The 16,711-nt window shown below is 63.6% G+C and carries 15 protein-coding genes; 8 read left to right on the forward strand and 7 right to left on the reverse strand.

Going from position 1 to position 16,711, the window contains the following annotated elements:
* Positions 1-179 precede the first annotated feature (179 nt).
* The 7 genes from BN3266_RS13575 (at position 180) to BN3266_RS07455 (ending at position 6,506) form a co-directional block, all read left to right on the forward strand.
* Positions 180-356: a 4Fe-4S binding protein gene (locus tag BN3266_RS13575; protein ID WP_278275384.1), complete on the forward strand. Its 177-nt coding sequence runs from the start codon at positions 180-182 to the stop codon at positions 354-356.
* 439 nt (positions 357-795) lie between these two features.
* Entirely contained in the window at positions 796-1,260 is a 465-nt protein-coding gene (locus tag BN3266_RS07425; protein WP_059004652.1) for a helix-turn-helix domain-containing protein, read from the forward strand.
* Positions 1,257-1,991, forward strand: a complete 735-nt coding sequence (locus tag BN3266_RS07430) for an ABC transporter ATP-binding protein (protein ID WP_059004653.1) — start codon at positions 1,257-1,259, stop codon at positions 1,989-1,991. The genes BN3266_RS07425 and BN3266_RS07430 overlap by 4 nt, the downstream gene beginning before the upstream one ends.
* A complete protein-coding gene (locus tag BN3266_RS07435; protein ID WP_059004654.1) occupies positions 1,988-2,719 on the forward strand; it encodes an ABC transporter permease in 732 nt (243 codons plus the stop codon). Before BN3266_RS07430 ends, BN3266_RS07435 begins: the two co-directional genes overlap by 4 nt.
* Positions 2,720-3,210: 491 nt before the next feature.
* A complete protein-coding gene (locus tag BN3266_RS07445; RefSeq protein WP_154669017.1) occupies positions 3,211-3,873 on the forward strand; it encodes a hypothetical protein in 663 nt (220 codons plus the stop codon).
* Between the two features lie 92 nt (positions 3,874-3,965).
* Positions 3,966-4,601, forward strand: coding sequence for a GyrI-like domain-containing protein (locus BN3266_RS07450; RefSeq protein WP_059004657.1), 636 nt, complete (start codon positions 3,966-3,968; stop codon positions 4,599-4,601).
* A 279-nt stretch (positions 4,602-4,880) separates the two neighbouring features.
* Complete coding sequence (locus BN3266_RS07455; protein ID WP_059004658.1) at positions 4,881-6,506, forward strand: PASTA domain-containing protein; 1,626 nt, start codon at positions 4,881-4,883, stop codon at positions 6,504-6,506.
* A 429-nt stretch (positions 6,507-6,935) separates the two neighbouring features.
* On the opposite strand, the gene BN3266_RS07460 is transcribed toward BN3266_RS07455, so the two are convergent.
* From BN3266_RS07460 to BN3266_RS07485, 6 genes are all read right to left on the reverse strand, one after another.
* Positions 6,936-9,107 (reverse strand): bifunctional metallophosphatase/5'-nucleotidase, encoded by a 2,172-nt coding sequence (locus BN3266_RS07460; protein ID WP_059004659.1) that lies wholly within the window; start codon positions 9,105-9,107, stop codon positions 6,936-6,938.
* A gap of 1,735 nt (positions 9,108-10,842) precedes the next feature.
* A complete protein-coding gene (rpsR, locus tag BN3266_RS13580) occupies positions 10,843-11,181 on the reverse strand; it encodes a 30S ribosomal protein S18 (protein ID WP_021660838.1) in 339 nt (112 codons plus the stop codon).
* A gap of 18 nt (positions 11,182-11,199) precedes the next feature.
* Positions 11,200-11,652, reverse strand: a complete 453-nt coding sequence (locus BN3266_RS07470; protein WP_021660837.1) for a single-stranded DNA-binding protein — start codon at positions 11,650-11,652, stop codon at positions 11,200-11,202.
* Between the two features lie 19 nt (positions 11,653-11,671).
* Complete coding sequence (gene rpsF, locus BN3266_RS07475; protein WP_021660836.1) at positions 11,672-11,962, reverse strand: 30S ribosomal protein S6; 291 nt, start codon at positions 11,960-11,962, stop codon at positions 11,672-11,674.
* Positions 11,963-12,131: 169 nt separating this feature from the next.
* The gene (gene galU, locus BN3266_RS07480) at positions 12,132-13,007 is read right to left on the reverse strand and encodes a UTP--glucose-1-phosphate uridylyltransferase GalU (RefSeq protein ID WP_059004660.1); all 876 of its coding nucleotides are present in this window, start codon (positions 13,005-13,007) and stop codon (positions 12,132-12,134) included.
* Positions 13,008-13,057: 50 nt separating this feature from the next.
* Positions 13,058-13,999, reverse strand: a complete 942-nt coding sequence (locus BN3266_RS07485) for an RING finger protein (protein ID WP_059004661.1) — start codon at positions 13,997-13,999, stop codon at positions 13,058-13,060.
* A gap of 297 nt (positions 14,000-14,296) precedes the next feature.
* On the opposite strand from BN3266_RS07485, the gene prfB reads away from it, so the two are divergent.
* A complete protein-coding gene (gene prfB / locus BN3266_RS07490; RefSeq protein ID WP_021660832.1) occupies positions 14,297-15,418 on the forward strand; it encodes a peptide chain release factor 2 in 1,122 nt (373 codons plus the stop codon).
* Positions 15,419-15,496: 78 nt separating this feature from the next.
* Here prfB and BN3266_RS07495 read toward each other — a convergent pair whose 3' ends face one another.
* Positions 15,497-16,195, reverse strand: a complete 699-nt coding sequence (locus tag BN3266_RS07495; protein WP_195891610.1) for a 5'-methylthioadenosine/S-adenosylhomocysteine nucleosidase — start codon at positions 16,193-16,195, stop codon at positions 15,497-15,499.
* Positions 16,196-16,711 lie beyond the last annotated feature (516 nt).

Genomic DNA, 16,711 nt, shown 5'->3' on the forward strand with positions numbered 1-16,711 from the left:
GTGGGGGGGCGGGGGGGTGGGCGGTGGGAGGGTGAAGGTGCGTAAGAGGTGTCGGGGAGAGTGGGGAGGTGGGCGGAGGGGGGGGGGTGTGCTGGGCGGCGGCCTGCCGTGCGGGGTATGAGCTGGCTCTTATACACATCTAGAGGTGTATAAGAGGCAGCGTCTGCCGGGCCGGGGCCATCGACCCCGCCGCCCCCAAAAAGACCGACGGGGAGCGGTGTATCGCCTGCGCCGCCTGCATCGCCGTCTGTCCCACCGGGGCCCGCGCCTTTCGGGGCCCTGCTTACCAGTTGGCCCGGAAGGGCTTTGAAAAGAAGTGCGCTGCTCGCCGGGAGCCGGTGGCCTTTTTCGGGTGATTGTTGGCCGGTGCGGGCGGCGGGGACCGATTGCGTTTTTGCCGGGGGAGAGGGACCGAGCCGTCTTTCCCTGCCATCGGCCGCCGTGAGGGCGCTCACTCCGCCCCGCCCCGCATAGAGGGGCACGGCTGCCGCCTTTTCCCCAGCGGCTGTTCTCGAACCCGCTGACTTGGCGCCGGGAAGTTTGAGGCCGGTGACGCGAAACGTCCCCCGGCCGCGCCCGCCCTTCCGGCGGGGGAAGCAATCGGGCGGGGGTCTCACCGCCCGATCGCATGTCCAACATGACCGCCGGCGGGGCCTGTTTCCCGTGAAGACGGCGCGGTTGCCCCCTTTGGGAGCTGGGGGAGGGGCAACCGAAACGAACATCCCCTGTCAGCCGCAATTGGTGGTTTTGGCCGCTGTGGTGGGGTAGAATACAGCCATAGGAGGTGTGAAAAGTATGATCCATGAGAATTTGCAGTTTCTGCGCCGGGCCCACGGCTACTCCCAGGAGGAGGTGGCCGAGCGCATCGGGGTCTCCCGCCAGGCCGTCGCCAAGTGGGAGAGCGGCGAGACCATCCCCGACCTGCCCAACACCCAGGCCCTGGCCGACCTTTACAACATCACCCTGGACGAACTGGTCAACCACCACGACAGCCAGGGCGGGGCGCTGCTCACCCCGAAAGGCAAGCATCTCTTCGGCCTGGTGCGGGTGGGTGAACGGGGGCAGATCGTCATCCCCAAGCGGGCCCGGGAGGTGTTCTCCATCTCCACCGGGGACCAGTTGCTGGTTTTGGGGGACGAGGAGCAGGGGATCGCCATCGTCAAGGCCGACCTGGTGCAGTCCTTCGCCCACGAGCTGATGAAGGCCGCCCAGCGGGAGAAGGCCCCGCCCCGCAGCGAGAGAGGGGGCGAGGGGGAGTGAACGCCATTGAGACCAAGGCCCTCACCAAGCGCTACCGGGACAAACTGGCCCTGGACGGGCTGGACCTGTGCGTCGGGCAGGGAGAGCTGTTTGCCCTGTTGGGGGTCAACGGGGCGGGCAAATCCACCGCCATCAAGCTGCTCTCCTGCCTGATCGCCCCCACCGCGGGGGAGGCCTGGCTGATGGGCCACAGCATCCTCCGGGAGAAGGAGCGGGTCAAGGCGGTCATCAGCCTCTCCCCGCAGGAGACGGCGGTGGCCCCCAACCTCACCGTCCGCGAAAACCTGGAACTGATGGCCGGCATTGGCGGCTGCAGCAGGGAAGAGGCCCGCGCCAAGGCGGCCCAGTCCATTCGGGAGGGGGGCTTTGCCCAGGTGGAGAGGAAACAGGCCCGCACCCTCTCGGGCGGCTGGCAGCGGCGGTTGAGCATCGCCTTGGCTCTCATCACCGACCCCCAGGTCCTCTTTTTAGATGAACCCACCCTGGGCCTGGACGTCCTCTCCCGGCGGGAGCTCTGGCGGGAGATCCAGCGCCTCAAGGGCCGGGTGACGGTGGTGCTGACCACCCACTACCTGGAGGAGGCGCAGGCCCTGTCCGACCGCATCGGCATCCTGGCCGAGGGGCGGCTGCGCACCGTCGGCACCGCCGGGGAGCTGATGGCCCAGGCGGGCGCGTCCAGCTTTGAAGACGCCTTTGTCGCCCTGGCGGGGGAGAGGGGGTCTGCCCTGTGAACCGGACCCTTGCCTTTGCGGGCAGAAACGCCAAGGAGATCGTCCGCGACCGCATCAACCTGCTGTTTGGGATGGGCTTTCCGGTCATTCTCCTGCTGCTGCTCAGCGCCATTCAGAAAAATGTCCCCACCGAGCTCTTTCCCATTGCCCGGCTGGCCCCGGGCATCGCGGTCTTCGGCCTCTCCTTCATCTCCCTCTTCTCGGGGATGCTCATCGCCCGCGACCGCACCAGCGCCTTTGTCCAGCGGCTCTTCACCTCCCCCATGCGGGCGGGCGATTTCCTGCTGGGGTACATCCTCCCCCTCTTTCCCATGGCGCTGGCACAGGGGGCGGTCTGCTACCTGACGGCTCTCTGTCTGGGGCTCCCCGTCACGGCAAACCTGCTGCCGGCGCTGGCGGTGCTGCTGCCGACAGCCCTTTTATTCATCGCCATCGGGCTGCTCTGCGGCAGCCTCTTTACCGACCGGCAGGTGGGTGGGCTCTGCGGGGCCCTCCTCACCAACCTCTCCGCCTGGCTGTCGGACACCTGGTTCGACGTGAGCCTGGTGGGCGGCGCCTTTGAGCGGGTGGCGGATGTCCTCCCCTTCATCCACGCGGTCAAGGCGGGGAGGGCCGCCCTGGCAGGGGATTGGGGCGGCATCTTCCCCCACCTCTGGTGGGTGGTGGGCTACGCGGCGGCGGTGCTGGCGGTGGCCGTCTGGGTCTTTCGCCGCAGGATGCGCGGCTGATGAAAGTGGGCCCTGCTTCTACCAAGAGGAGCAGGGCCCACTTTTTCGGTTGCCGCCGCAAAAAAAGGAGCACAGAGGGGCGGCCCCTTGGCCCGAAAAAGGCGGTGCCCCCCGTGGCCGCCGCGCGGTGGAAAAATGCGGCTTGTCTGTCGGCGGAAGAGGGAAGATCCCCTTCTGCACAAAACGGGCCGTTGAAACCGCCGGACGGCCGATATGGGGGCCGCCCGCGGAGAGGGGGAGAAGAGCTTCCCCCTCCTTTTTGCGGATGGGGAGGAGGGGGCCACCGAGCCGGGCGCATCCCTTGCCTCCGGGGCGGCAGGGGGTTTCCAAAAAGGGAGATACAGCGTCAATTTGGCGCGGCGGGCGCAGGACCGGCAGGATGGGAAAGCTGCCCAAAATTTCTCCGCAAAAGAGGGCAGGTGGACGAATGTGGGCGGTTTTCCTAGGCAGCGCCCTGCCCTTCGGTGTATGATGGCAGTGAGGTGATGGAGATGAAAAAAAGCGCAGAGAGATGGCCCGGTATCCCCCTGGGGATCGCTTCCCTGTCCCTCCTTGTCTGGGGGGGAGAGGTGGCCTACCAAACGGGGATCGCCCGGGACGAATACGCCTTTTGGTACCAGGACAGCCTGCTGCGGGACGGGCGCTTCTACGCCTTTGTCCTCCTGCTGGCGGCAGCGGCCCTGGCCGCCGGCGCGGTGCAGTTTCTGCGCCGCAGGGGACTGGGGCGCGGAGGGGTGGTCGCTTTGGCGGTCCTCTCCGGGGTCGCCCTGGCGGTGGTCGCGCACAGCGCCCACTACAACCACGCCCTCATCCGGGACCACCGGCCCGACGGCCCCTTCTCCCCCATTTCGGCGGAGGAGGTGGAGGCGCGGCTCCTCACCGCCGAGGGGAAGGGGGACCTCCTCCTCTATATTGCGGATGAGGGGGCCGGCGATGCGGCCGTAACGGCGGCCTTGCGCTCCTATTTGGAGGAACGGGACGCCCAGATTTTTCGCTACACCCCGCAGGGGGATGAGAGGGACACGGCCCTGTTGGCCAAACTGGGCGTCGAGGAGACGCCGGTGCTGCTGCGGGGGAGCAGCCTCGAGCAGCAGTACAGGGGAGAGGAGATTTTGCGGGAGTTGATTGCGGGGGACCGGCTCCTGGCCGGGTGATGCGGCGTTTCTTCCATACCTGACAGACTGCTGTCCAGTTCTCCCTGCTATCCTGTAAAAAAAGAGAACACCCTTTACAGGAGGAATGAAACATGGCTGCACTGGACTACAAAAAAGCAGAGAGATCCCTCTATCTCCCCGGCGAGACGCCGTCCCTCATCGAGGTGCCGCCCCTCCCCTTTGTGGCGGTGGAAGGGCGGGGCGACCCCAACGAGGAGGGCGGCGAATTCTCTCGGGCGGTGTCCGTCCTCTACGCCGTCTCCTACACCATCCGCATGAGCGAGAAGGGCGGACACCCCATCGACGGGTTCTTTGCGTACGTCGTTCCCCCGCTGGAGGGCTGGTGGTGGAGCGAGGGGGGCGCAGACGCCGATTTTGGCGACAAGTCCTCCTTCTGCTGGCGGGCGGCCATCCGCCTGCCCGACTTTGTCACCGACCAGGTCTTTGCCTGGGCGAGGAAGGAAGCCGCCCGCAAGAAAAAGCTGGACACCAGCGCCGCTTTCCGGCTGACAGTGGACGAGGGGCTTTGTGTCCAGTGCCTGCACCGGGGCAGCTACGACGACGAGCCCCAGACCCTGGCCAGGATGCACGCCTACCTGGCAAAGGAGGGGTACCGCCCCGACTTGAGCGAGGGGCGCCGCCACCACGAAATCTACTTGGGCGACCCCCGCAAGACCCCGGTGGACAAGCAGAAGACCGTTCTGCGGCTGCCGGTGGCGCCCCTCTGAGCGCACCCCTGTTTTGCCGGGGGCGACCCTTCCCGCGGGGAGGGGCCGCCCCCTTTTCGTGCCCGGAAGGGAGTGGAAAAAATCTCCACCCACTGGGGGGACAAAATGGGGGATCCGGCCCCCTTTGGCGCTTGCAACTGGGCGGGAAAAAGGGTATGATAAGATGAATGGCCGAGGGGAGAAAGCGCCCTGTGGGCCGCCCACCTCGGCAGAATTTGTCGATTTTGATCCATCTGTTTGCGCCCAGCGCCATCACACCACAGTAGGAGAGAACGCCAGATGAACATAGATACCAACCGCTGTATCCACTGCATGACCCCGCTGGAAGAGGGTCGTTGCCCCCGCTGCCACATCGACCAGAACACCCCCAACCCCCACCCGGCCCTGCCGGTCCACACAGTGGTGGCCGGCCGCTTTTTGCTGGGCCAGGTCATCCACATGGACGGCGAGGGGATCGACTACCAGGGCTATGACTGCCAGGAGGAGCGCCGCGTCACCGTGCGGGAGCTGTTCCCCACCGGTTTGGTGGACCGGGAGTTCAACGGTTCCGCCGGGGTGGCCGTGGGGGAGAGCATGCACTTTAAGACGGTGGTCGAGTCCTTTGTCGACCTCTACAAGTCCCTCGCCCACATCGAGGCGGCCGAGGCCCTCTGCCAGGTCTACGGCGTCTGGAAGGACCGGGGCACCGTCTACGCCGTGACCGAGCACTTTGACGGCATCTCCCTCTCGGTGGTGCTCTCCCGCACCATCGGCGAGATCGACAGCGCCGCCACCCTCAACATCCTCAAGCCCTTTTTCAAAACCCTGCGGGAGATCCACAAGCTGGGGATGGTGCACGGCGGCATCTGCCCCGACAACATCCTGGTCAACGGGGAGGGGGAGGTCCGGCTGGTGGGCTTTGCCACCTCTGCCCTGCGCACCAAGGGCTCGGAACTGCAGTGCGAGCTCTTTCCCGGCTACTCGGCGCCCGAGCAGTACAGCGTCACCGGCTGGCAGGGCTCCTGGACCGACATCTACGCCGTGGGGGCCACCATCTACCGCTGCATCACCGGCACCCGGCCCCAGAGCGCGGACGAGCGGCTCACCGCCGACGCCCTGCTCCCCCCGGTAGAGGTCAACCACACGGTGGACAGCCGCCTCTCCCAGGCGGTGGCCGCCGCCCTGGTGCTCCCCTCCAAAGGGCGCATCCGCACCATTGAGGAGTTTGCCACCGCCCTGCTGCCCCGGCAGATCCCCACCCCGTCGGAGGCCCCCACCAAGGAGGCCGTCCGCATCACCGACGAGGAGGAGTCCCGCCCCGCCGCCCAATCGCCCAAGAAGGGCGGGAAGAACTCCGGCGGCAACAAGAAGTTTATCTGGATGATCGCGGGGATCGCCGCTGCCCTGGTGATCATCGGCGCGGCCATTGCCGTCTGGCTCTACACCCGGCCCGCCGAAGACCCGGCGGGTGGCTCCTCGTCACAGACCTCCTCCCAGTCCTCCTCCAGCGAGTCGCAGGCGGGCGAGGTCAAAGTCCCCAGCGTGGTAGGCAAGCCCCTCTCCGACTTCCAGAAGGACCATGCCGACATCCCCTACCGGGTGGTCACCGCCTACAGCAGCGAGTACGACAAGGACGTCATCTGCGACCTCTCCCCCAAGGCGGGCGAGACCCTCAAGGCGGGCGAGGTGCTCACCATCACCGTCAGCAATGGCCCTGAAGATGTGGAGATGCCCAACATCGTCGGCAAGAGCTGGGACAGCGTGAAGGGCGATTTGGACGCAAAGAAAATCAAGTACAATGTGATCCACGTCTACACGGGGGAGGGCGCCGACGGCACCGTTCTCGCCACCGACCCCTCGGCCGGCACCAAGGTCACCCCTGGCGGCAAGGTGGTCACCGTGCGGGTGCTGCAAAAACAGAGCTAGTTGATTTGAAACAGGACTGGTTGCAAAAAGGCGAAGGGAGCCATCCCCTCGCCTTTTTTGGCGCAGAGAGAAGGTGTTTTCGACAGTTTGCCGGGCGCCCCTTCAATCGAGGTGCAGAGGGAGGGAAGAGAGGAGCGGACGGAGGAGTTTCCCTCCGCCCCCTACATGCCGCCCTATCTGGCGGAGGAGGAAAGAGGGGGTCTCACGGGGTACAAGATGCCAATTTCAGTATAATTTGATATAAAATATACAAATTGGAAAGGACAAAAGGGACATCGGTCGAAAAAGATGAAGGTCCAGCCGGTATTTGCCGCTTTGCGGGGGAGCACCTCCTCGAAAAAAGGCAAAAGGGCAGAAAAAAGGGAGCGCAGTCAAGCCGACTGCGCTCCCTTCTCTTTTGGGAAAGGAGAGGTTTTGGTTAGGGGAAAACTAGTGTTTCCGCTTTTTCAGGGACAGGGCCGCCAGGCCGGAGATGGCCAGCGCCGAGAAGGCGATCAGGGAACCGGTGCTGTCGCCGGTGTTGACCGAGTCGCCCTTTTCCTTGCCGTCGTCAGGGGTGGGGGTGTCGGAACCGCCGCCCTGGTTGACCGCGGTGTAGTTGGCCTGCAGGGTGATGGACTTCTGACCGGCGTAGTCGCTGACGTAGTTGGCGGCGCGGCTGCCGTCCTCGGCGATGGCGCAGAGGTCGTGCAGGCCGTTGCCGATGCCGGGCACGGTGATGACGCCGTTTTCATCGGCGGTGTACTCGCCGAAGGCCTTGCCGTCGATCTCCACCTTGGCCCAGGCGCCGGCGGCGGGGTTGCCCTCGCTGTCCAGCAGGCTGACGGTGGCGTCGTACTGGGTGGCGGTGTAGCCGGTGTTGATGGCCTTGATCCGCCCGGTCTCGCTGAGGACACAGAGGCCGTCTTTGTTCTCGGGCAGGGTCATCAGGTACTTGATGTAGTCGGTCAGGAAGACGTCGTTGGAGGTGTCGGCCCCCACCACACTGACCTGGCCGTCGCCGTAGAAGGCGGGGTCGCACATGTAGTAGCCATCGCCGCCGCCCACTTCATAGGAGCCGGTCATGACCAACACGTACTTGTTGGTGGCGTTTTTGTCGATGGCGGTGCCGTCATCCAGGGTGATGCTCTGGACGCGGTTGCCCATGGTCTTGGCCGTCGAGTCCGTCGGGGTCTTGGTGGGGTCGTAGACGTACTTCATGCCGGAGGGGATGAAGAAGCGGCCCTTGTTGCCGAAGATTTCGCCGGTGTTGGCGGTGTCGGCCCCCTCGGCGTTGACGGAAATCAGGCTGACGCCGTTCTCCACCATCTCCCACAGGGCTTTGTGGCTCATCTTCAGGTAGCGGGTCTCACCGCCGAAGGGCAGAACGGTGATGATGTCCTTCTTGGTGATGTCCCCGGCAGGGACGGAAGCGCGCACACCGCCGCCGCCGGTGTAACCGATCACCGGCAGGTTTTTCAGCTCGGCCGGGGCAGTTTGCTGCCACTGCAGGGTCCGCCAGCGGTTGGCGTCGGCCACCAGGTCGGCCATGTTGCTCTCGGCGCGGCGGCAGATGGGGGTGCCGGCGTAGAGGCCGATCTTGGTCTTGCCGATGACCTCGGCGTACTTCTCATTGACCTCTTTGGCTACCGCGTCCGCCACTGTCTTGACGGTGGGGTCGGGGGTGTAGCCCTCTTTCATGGCCTTGTTGGTGATGCCCTCGGACTTGATGTCCACGGTGCCGTCTTTTTTGACGGTGATGGTCACCTTGCCCACATAGGCCAGGGCGGTGCCGGTGGAGACGATGGTGGTGCTGCCCACTTTGATGGCGCCTTTGTTGCTCTCGGCGTAATCGCCGGCATTGCCCATCCGCTCCACGTGGTCATGGCCATCGACAATCAAGTTGATGCCGGTGACATTCTCGGCCAGCCATTTGGAGGACCACTTGTTGGAGGACTCGCCCAGGTGGCAGAGGGCGATGACCACGTCGCAGCCCTGGGTGGTTTTCAGGTCGTTGACGGTGTTCTGGGCGACGGTTTTCAGGTCGTTGTTGTGGAAGTTGAGTTTGCCCACCTTGGCGGGCTGGCTCAATTCAAAGGTCTCGGGGGTGTCCAGTGCAAAGACGCCCACCTTGACGTTGCCGTAATCGAAGACCTTGGTCTTTTTCAACTTGTTCAGCCCGTCGATGATGTTCTCGGGGTCGTCGATGTTGGAGTTGAGGATGTCAAATTTGGCCGCCTTGATGTTGGCGGAGATTTCGTCCAGGGAGTAGTCGAACTCGTGGTTGCCCAGGGCGGCGGCGTCATAGCCGACCTCGTTCATGATTTTGATGGCGCTCTGCCCCTTGGAGTCGGCCACAAAGGGCGTCCCCTGGGAGTAGTCGCCGGCATCCACCAGCAGCACCTTCTGGCCGCCGGCTACCATGGACTTTTTCATGCCGGCCAGGTAGTCCAGCCCGGCGTGGGAATCGTCGCTCACCACGGCGCCGTGGACGTCGTTGGTGTGCAGTACGGTGATGACGGTATCCTCTGCGTTGGGGGTTGCAAACGCGGTGGCCGCCATGCTCACCGTCAGGGCCGCTGCCAAAACGGCAGAGAGTCCCTTCTTGAAAAGCGGTTTCATCGTGTGTTTTCCTCCTTCTTTCATTTCCAGAGCCGCGAGATGCGGCCCTCCAATCGGAAGATCGCTCCGCTTCGGCCCCGCTCCCCGCGGCCTTTCCCAATCCGCAGGTCCAGAAGAGCGAGGGGAGATGGACAGTCCGATCTCCAGTCGAAACGGGAAACAATTTCCATATAGGTATTATACAACATTTACATATTTGCACAACAAAAAAAAAAAAAAATGGATGCTTTGACGAATAACCAAAGTTTCTGTAAAAAATATGTAAAGTGTAGTGAAAGACAGAGAAATCGGGAGCAAGTGAGGGGGATTTTTCCGCCTTATTTTGGAAACCGCAGATTTTGACAGATTTTTTACAAGTTGTTTTTCTCCGGAAACGAAGGATTGTTTCTCTTCACGGTCTCCCTTCTTGATAAGGAGGGAGGGCTTGCTCTTTATCCGGGTGGCTGGCCGTTTCCGCCCGAAGGAGGAGAGGGGGACAAAACGCAAAGATGATTGCCTGCCAAACCATCCCGCCGATGGGGCTTGGAGGGGGGAGTAGGCATTGGGGGAGGGCGGGCGGTGTCGGCGCGGAGAGTGCGCTTTTTCGCCCTTTCTTTTGAGAGCTGTTGCCGGGCAGCCCTTATAAAGGAGGGGAGGCCGCCCTCTGTGCCTGGCGCCGTCGGGTCCGTCGGCGCGGTGAAGGCCTTTTTTTGCAGTGAAGCACCTCTGCCGCGTCGAGATGCAGGAGAGCCCGGCCCAAAAGCGCCATCGGCAGCGGTCGCAGATGGGTTTTATCGGCCGTCCCTTTTGGGGCGACGAACCGGTTGGCCAGAGGGGAGAGGGCACTGCCGCCTTTTGATTGGCTCTACCCATTTGATTGGCGGGGCTGCCGTGGCGGAAGGGGAGACGGTCATGCCCCCGGCAGAGCCGTTGAATCGACTCGGCCCCATCGGGCCCGGCACCGGCAGGTGTTTTAAGACGCACTTCCGTTTTTGGCCTGCTTTTGGCCTGCATCGGCTGCCCTGTGGCCGCCAACCGGAGCAGTTGCCCTTTTACAGTGCCCCCTCTGATTGGCACCCTGCTGTTGGCAGCTTGTTTTGCCCGGTGCTTTCAGTGAACGTTTTTTTGAGGTGTGCTTCCTCTGGCGGGGCCGGCAGTTTTCGCGAATAGGGACCCGCCGCCAGAGCAGGTGGCCCTGCCGGTGCGGGCGAAGCACGATGCTGCCCAGCCGTGTTTCAAGGTGTTGGCGTGGCCTGCCGCCTGCAGGGGGATGCTCACCTGCCACCAGTAAAGGGGCTGCTCCACCGTCTGGTCTGCGACCTGCTCTTCCCCGCGTTGACGTTGGAAATACGCTGCTGTCCTTTTTCGCATTCTTGCCTGTGGTGTCAACACAGGGTCCCCGACACCAAAACTGCCGGTTGCCCTGTTTGCGCTCGCAATCTATCTGTCGCTCGAAGATGGTCAAGCTGCTCTTTCCATTGCGAAATCCCACAGAGTTGGAGACGTCTATCTGGGGGAGGTATCTCTGCGAGGAGATGGGTGTGGTCGGGCACCCTTCTGCGACGATGTCCCTCCCGCCCAGATCTTTGCGCAAGTTGAGAGACCGCATTTGGATGGTATCGAAGGGGGGCTCTTTTGGTGCATCGCCAAAACCCACCGGGCCCCCCAGCAGAGCGGGGAGGGCTGCAACAAAAAGAGCGCCGACCCCAAAAGGGTCGACGCTCTTGACAGAGACAAGTGAAGTCCGGCTGCCTAATTAGTCGTTGGTGTAGGGCAGCAGGGCCAGATGACGGGCGCGCTTGATGGCGGTCGTCAGGGCGCGCTGGTGGAACGCGCAGGTGCCGGTCACACGGCGGGGGACGATCTTTCCCCGGTCGGACAGGTACCGTCTCAGCTTGCTGATGTCTTTGTAGTCGATGGTCTCGGCCTTGTCGGCGCAGAAAGCGCAGACCTTGCGGCGGCCGCGTTTGCCGCCGCGGAACCCGCCGCCTCTCCGGTCGCGGTTATACTCCCGGGGCTCGCGGTTCTCGCGGGGGGCCGGAGCGGTGCTGGAAGCAGCGGCAGGGGCCGCTGCAGTGGTGGTTTTCTCTTCCACGGTCGTTTCCTCCTTGTGTTAGAATGGGAGATCGTCGTCGCTGGCGATCTCTTCAAAGTCACCGGTGCTGCCCGACGAAAAGCTCATAACGTCGCTTTGGGGGGGCTGCTGCGGCATGGAGAAGGTCGTCCCGCCGCTCTGAGAAGCGGAGGATTTGCTCTCACAAAAATGCACGTTGTCGGCCACGATCTCAAAGGCAGTGCGGTTGTTGCCGTCGCGGTCCTGGTACTTGCGGGTCTGGATCGACCCGTTGACGGCGATCATATTTCCCTTTTTGAAGTAGCGGCAGACAAATTCGGCGGTGCTGCGCCAGGCCACAACGTTGATGAAATCGGTCTCGCGCTCCTGCCCTTGACGGACGAAGGAGCGGGCCACCGCCACCGAAAAGCTGGTGACGGGCACGTTGTTGGGGGTGTGGCGAAGCTCCGGGTCGGCTGTCAATCTGCCCATGATGGCTGCGATGTTCAACATAAGCCGTTCCCCTTTCCGCTTACTGCTCTTTTTTGATGATCAGTGTGCGCAGGATGCCGCTGGTGATCTTGTAGACGCGGTCGAGTTCGGCGGGGAACTCGGGCTCGCAGCTGAAGTTGATCAGCACGTAGTAGCCCTCGTTCTCGTGGTCGATCTCGTAAGCCAGGCGGCGTTTGCCCCACTCGTCCACCGAGTCAACGGTACCGTTTTGAGCGATCAGGGTCTGGAATTTCTCGACGAGGGCTTTGATCCCCTCTTCTCCCTGTTTGGTGCTCAGCACGATCACGGTCTCGTAATTTACCTTTGCCATTTTGAATGCACCTCCTTTTGGACATTAGGTCCCCGCAAAGGGGACAAGGATGTTGCGAAGCGCAACAAAATAATTATACCAGAAAAAACCGCAAAGTCAACGGCGGGCTCGGCAGATCGCGCAAAAAAAGCCGCAGAAAATCGGCGTTTCCACGGCTTTTGGGCGGGCTTTACAGCCGGCCGGCAAAGTCCTTGAGGTAGGCGCGGAAGTCCTCGCCGATCTCGGGGTGGTCGATCCCCACCTCGACGATGGCCTTTAGGACCCCCAGCTTGTTGCCCATGTCGTAGCGGGTGCCCACATAGTCGACCCCCACCATCCCTTCCGAGAGGGCCAGTTCCCGCATGGCGTCGGTCAGCTGGATCTCGCCGCCGGCCCCGGGGGCGGTGTGCTCGAGGATGTCGAAGATGTCGGGGGTGAGGACGCAGCGCCCGAGGATCGAGAAGAGGGAGAGCACCTCCGCCTCGGTCTGGGGCTTCTCCACCATGTTGTCGATGGCGTAGAGGTTCCCCTCCAGCGGCTTCACCGCCAGGGAGGAGTACTTGGAGATGTCGGCTGCCGGCACCTCTTTGATGCCCACGCAGGCCTTGCCGTAGGTCTCATAGGCCCGCATCAACTGGCCGCAGACCGGGTCTTTGGAGACGATGACGTCGTCGCCGTAGAGGACGGCGAAGGGCTCGTCCCCCACAAAGTTTTTGGCCTGCAGGATGGCGTGGCCCAACCCCTTTTGCTCCTTCTGGCGCAGGTAGGTGATGTTGGCGATCTCGGCGATGGAGACCACCTGGTCGTAGAGGGCCTTCTTCCCGCTGTCGAGGAGTTTTTGCTCCAGCACGGGGGAGCGGTCGAAGTGGTCTTCCATCACCCCTTTGCCCCGGGAGGTGATGATGAGGATCTCCTCGATGCCGGCGGCAGCCGCCTCCTCCACAATGTACTGGATGGCGGGCTTGTCCACAATGGGGAGCATCTCTTTGGGCATGGCCTTGGTCGCGGGCAGCACCCGGGTGCCCAGGCCGGCGGCGGGGATGACGGCTTTGCGAATTTTTTGCATCGTCTTTAGCACTCCTATCGTCGGTATGGTTTGGTGTGTGGTCGGTGAAATCAGAACCCGGCGGCGGTCAACAGGGTGCCGACCAGGCTGGAAATCATCAGCAGCAGGCCCACAGTGAGGACCGCCCAGCGGCAGACCCCGCCCTTTTTGTGGTAGAGGCGCAGCGTCTCGGTGCGGTCGAGCCCCATGGCCTGGATCCGCTTGATCTTTTTGACCACCGAGCGCCGGTAGATGGCGTTGGCGAAGAGGCCGAAGAAGATCTGCACGGCCATCATCAGCAGGCTGGTGACGGTGTAGGCCACGGCAAAGGGGCCGGTGAGGAGGGTGTTGATTTGGGATTCAGGGGTCAAAAAGAAGATGATGCCGGGGATGTTGAGGGTGATGTTGAGCAGGATGGAGAGCAGGGCCACCGGCCAGACCTTGCGAAAGAGCATGTAGAGGGGGGTGATGAAGAACCCCGACCAGGAGAAGGAGAGCTTGCGCCCCCGCATGTCCATATTTTTGAACTGATAGAGGTAGTAACCCGAGCTGGGGCCGATGAACTCGGCCATGTCCTCCACCCGGATGCCGTCGATGGTGTCTTCGGGATCGACCCCGCCGTACTTGATGTTTTGCTGGTTCGCGGCCATCGGGCCAAACCCCGGCCCGGCGGCGTATTGCTGCTGCTGGCTCTCCAGCGGCTTGCCGCAGGAGATGCAGAAGAGGGCGCCCGGCGGGTTGGCGGCGTGGCAGTGGGGGCAGGGGCGGGAGAAGCCGTCCCCCTCCTGCCCGGGGGCCGCGCCCCCCTCGATCCCCGGCGCGGCGGCCGGGGCCTTTTTCTCCGGCTGCCAGGCAAAGTCCTCGCCGTGGTGCTCGGCGTTGGCGCAGTGGCCGAGCTGAAAGTAGCAGTCCCGGTGGTGGGGGGTGCCGCACTCCGGGCAGACGACGATCTGGTCGCCGTCTGCAAACGCCTTGTGACAAACCGGGCATAATTCGCCCTTGTATGAAGCCAAGAAAGGTTCACCTCCATAAAAAAGGGGCGGACGGCGACCGTCCGCCCCTCGGCCGCTGCCGGGGGCTGAGGGCCCGCCGGCGCGGCGTCTCTTTGCCCCGAAAGGGCAAAGAGAGATTCTTCTATATTATATCGCACCGCCCTCAAAAATCCAATAGATTGTGTGAAAGAATTGAAAACAGAGGGAAAATGAGGGGGTGCGGCGGTTGAAAAGCCGGGCGACGGGTGGTAGAATACCCAGGGGACAGCGGCGACCGCCGCGTCCGCTTTACACTTGCTTTTTCGGAAGGGGACGCCAATGTTATTGCAGATAGAAGAGCTCAAACAGCGCTTGGAGGGGCTGGAAACCCCGCTGAAAGAACTGGGGGTCTCCCTGGACCTGGAGGGAAAGGCCGCCGAACTGGCTCGGTTGGAAAGCCAGTCCGCCGACCCCGCCTTTTGGGAGGACATGAAGGCCTCCCAAAAGATCCTCAAACAAATCAGCGACATCAAGGACGTGCTGGCCCGCTATCAAAAGCTGCAGGGCGCCTATGAGGACGCCGCCACCCTCATCGAGATCGCCCTGGAAGAGGGCGACGAGTCGATGACCGAGGAGATCACCGCCGCTGTCGCCCAGGTGGAGGAGGAGCTGCAGGACCAGCGGCTGTCCACCCTCCTCTCGGGCGAGTTTGACGGCAACAACGCCATCCTCACCTTTCACGCCGGGGCCGGCGGCACCGAGGCGCAGGACTGGGCCGAGATGCTCTACCGGATGTATGGCCGCTACGCCCAGCGCCACGGCTTCAAGGTCAAGGTGCTGGACTACCTGGACGGGGAGGAGGCCGGTCTCAAATCCGCCTCCATCCTCATTGAAGGGCAGAACGCCTACGGCTATTTGAAGGGGGAGAACGGGGTGCACCGGCTGGTGCGGGTCTCGCCCTTTGACTCCTCCGGCCGCCGCCACACCTCCTTTGCCTCGCTGGAGGTGGTGCCCGAGATCGACGACGACCTGGACGTGCAGATCCGGGACGAGGACCTGCGGGTGGACACCTACCGCTCCAGCGGCGCGGGCGGCCAGCACGTCAACAAGACCGAGTCGGCCATCCGCATCACCCACCTGCCCACCGGCATCGTGGTGGCCTGCCAGAACGAGCGCAGCCAGCACCAGAACCGGGAGGTGGCCATGAAGATGCTCCTCTCCAAACTGATGAAGATCAAGGAGCAGGAGAATTTCGAGCGCATCGAGGACATCAAGGGCGACCAGAAGGAGATCGGCTGGGGCTCCCAGATCCGCTCCTACGTCTTCATGCCCTACACCATGGTCAAGGACCACCGCACCGGCTTTGAGGTGGGCAATGTGGGCGCCGTGATGGACGGGGACCTGGACGGGTTCATCAACGCCTATCTCACCGCCGCCAGCCTGGGCAAACTGGCCAAATAGCGCGTTTTAAAAAGAGAGGGCCGCACGGCAGGGTGCGGCCCTCTCTCTTTTGCGCCCTTGCGGAAGGGCCAGGCGGGGTCAGAGGCAGGCGATCTGCCCGAGCAGCCAGCGCTGCAGGTCGCCGGCCACCAAGTCGGTGAAGGGCTCGCCGGTGAGTTCGTTGTTGGAGATGACGCGCACCCCGATGCAGGGGACCCCGAAGCGGCGGCAGCACTCGTAGCTGCCCACGCTCTCCATCTCCTCGCAGAGTTCGCCCTTTTTCTCCTGCATCCAGCGGATGCGGTCGATCTCCCGGCTGAAGAGGTCGCCGCTCCCCAGCACCCCCGCCACCGCGCGGCCGTGCGGCCAGGGGACCTGGGTGAAGTGGTGCAGCAGCGCCTCGTCCGAGGGGATGGGCACCGAGCGGGGGTCGAAGACCCAGTCGAAGGGGGCGCAGCCCTCGCCCGCGGCCCGGGCGGGGCTCTGCATCCCGTGCAGGGCCACGGTGGCGGTGCCCACCACCAGATCGCCCACCGCCAGCTCCTCCACGTGGGCCCCGGCCAGCCCCTGGTTGATGACGGCCCGGGGGGCGTAGGCGCCAATGCCCACGGCGGTGGACAGGGCGGCGTTGAGGGTGCCGATCTGGGTCTCGCTCACCACCAGGGGGTGGCCCTCCACCGTCCCGGTGGAGAAGGAGAACCCGTGCAGGGTCTGGTCCTCCCGCCCCTCTAGGGCCTCGCGCAGGGCCGCTACCTCCACCGGCATGGCCCCCTGGATCAAAATGGGTTGCTGCTGCATCTCGTCTGCCTCCTTTTTTTGCATTCCTGATTTTCCCTTTCCGCAAAGCGAAAGGAAAAATAGTATACGGCGGCGGCCGTCCGGCTGTCAAGGGCGGCGGGAAACATTGTGCGATCCGGCAAAAAGAGGGGATGGATTTTGTCGAAAAGGCGGGCGATTCCCAGGGAAAAAGGGGTGCGGATCGTGTCGATCGGTGGTATCATAAAAAGCAACCGCAGGCTGTTTTTTCGACCGCGCTGCCGGTCTTTTGGCCACGGCCATGGGAGCGGTGTTTTTCCCCCGCAGCAGCAAAACACAGCGTGCCCCGATTGTAGAGGGCGGCTGCTCTCTGCCACAGGTGGTATATCCTCCGGCGGCACGGCCAAAGCCGTTTTGCCCGCTGGTGGGAAGGGACTTGCCGCTGCGGGGGCAGACGAGCCGCCGCCGTCTTTTGTGATGTAGGGGCGTCCCCCTGCGCTGCCCCGCCCTCCGGCGGGGGACAGAGGGGAGCGGGGGCCTTTGGGGCCCCGCCCCATG

This window comes from Bittarella massiliensis (ex Durand et al. 2017) (genome assembly GCF_001486165.1).
GTDB lineage: Bacteria > Bacillota > Clostridia > Oscillospirales > Ruminococcaceae > Bittarella > Bittarella massiliensis.

Excerpts from the sequence above, each read along its gene's own strand:
- BN3266_RS07425 (WP_059004652.1), top strand. The coding sequence starts at position 796 with ATGATCCATGAGAATTTGCAGTTTCTGCGCCGGGCCCACGGCTACTCC.
- BN3266_RS07445 (WP_154669017.1), top strand. The coding sequence starts at position 3,211 with ATGAAAAAAAGCGCAGAGAGATGGCCCGGTATCCCCCTGGGGATCGCT.
- BN3266_RS07450 (WP_059004657.1), top strand. The coding sequence starts at position 3,966 with ATGGCTGCACTGGACTACAAAAAAGCAGAGAGATCCCTCTATCTCCCC.
- BN3266_RS07455 (WP_059004658.1), top strand. The coding sequence starts at position 4,881 with ATGAACATAGATACCAACCGCTGTATCCACTGCATGACCCCGCTGGAA.
- BN3266_RS07460 (WP_059004659.1), bottom strand. The coding sequence starts at position 9,107 with ATGAAACCGCTTTTCAAGAAGGGACTCTCTGCCGTTTTGGCAGCGGCC.
- BN3266_RS07470 (WP_021660837.1), bottom strand. The coding sequence starts at position 11,652 with ATGTTGAACATCGCAGCCATCATGGGCAGATTGACAGCCGACCCGGAG.
- rpsF (WP_021660836.1), bottom strand. The coding sequence starts at position 11,962 with ATGGCAAAGGTAAATTACGAGACCGTGATCGTGCTGAGCACCAAACAG.
- galU (WP_059004660.1), bottom strand. The coding sequence starts at position 13,007 with ATGCAAAAAATTCGCAAAGCCGTCATCCCCGCCGCCGGCCTGGGCACC.
- prfB (WP_021660832.1), top strand. The coding sequence starts at position 14,297 with ATGTTATTGCAGATAGAAGAGCTCAAACAGCGCTTGGAGGGGCTGGAA.
- BN3266_RS07495 (WP_195891610.1), bottom strand. The coding sequence starts at position 16,195 with ATGCAGCAGCAACCCATTTTGATCCAGGGGGCCATGCCGGTGGAGGTA.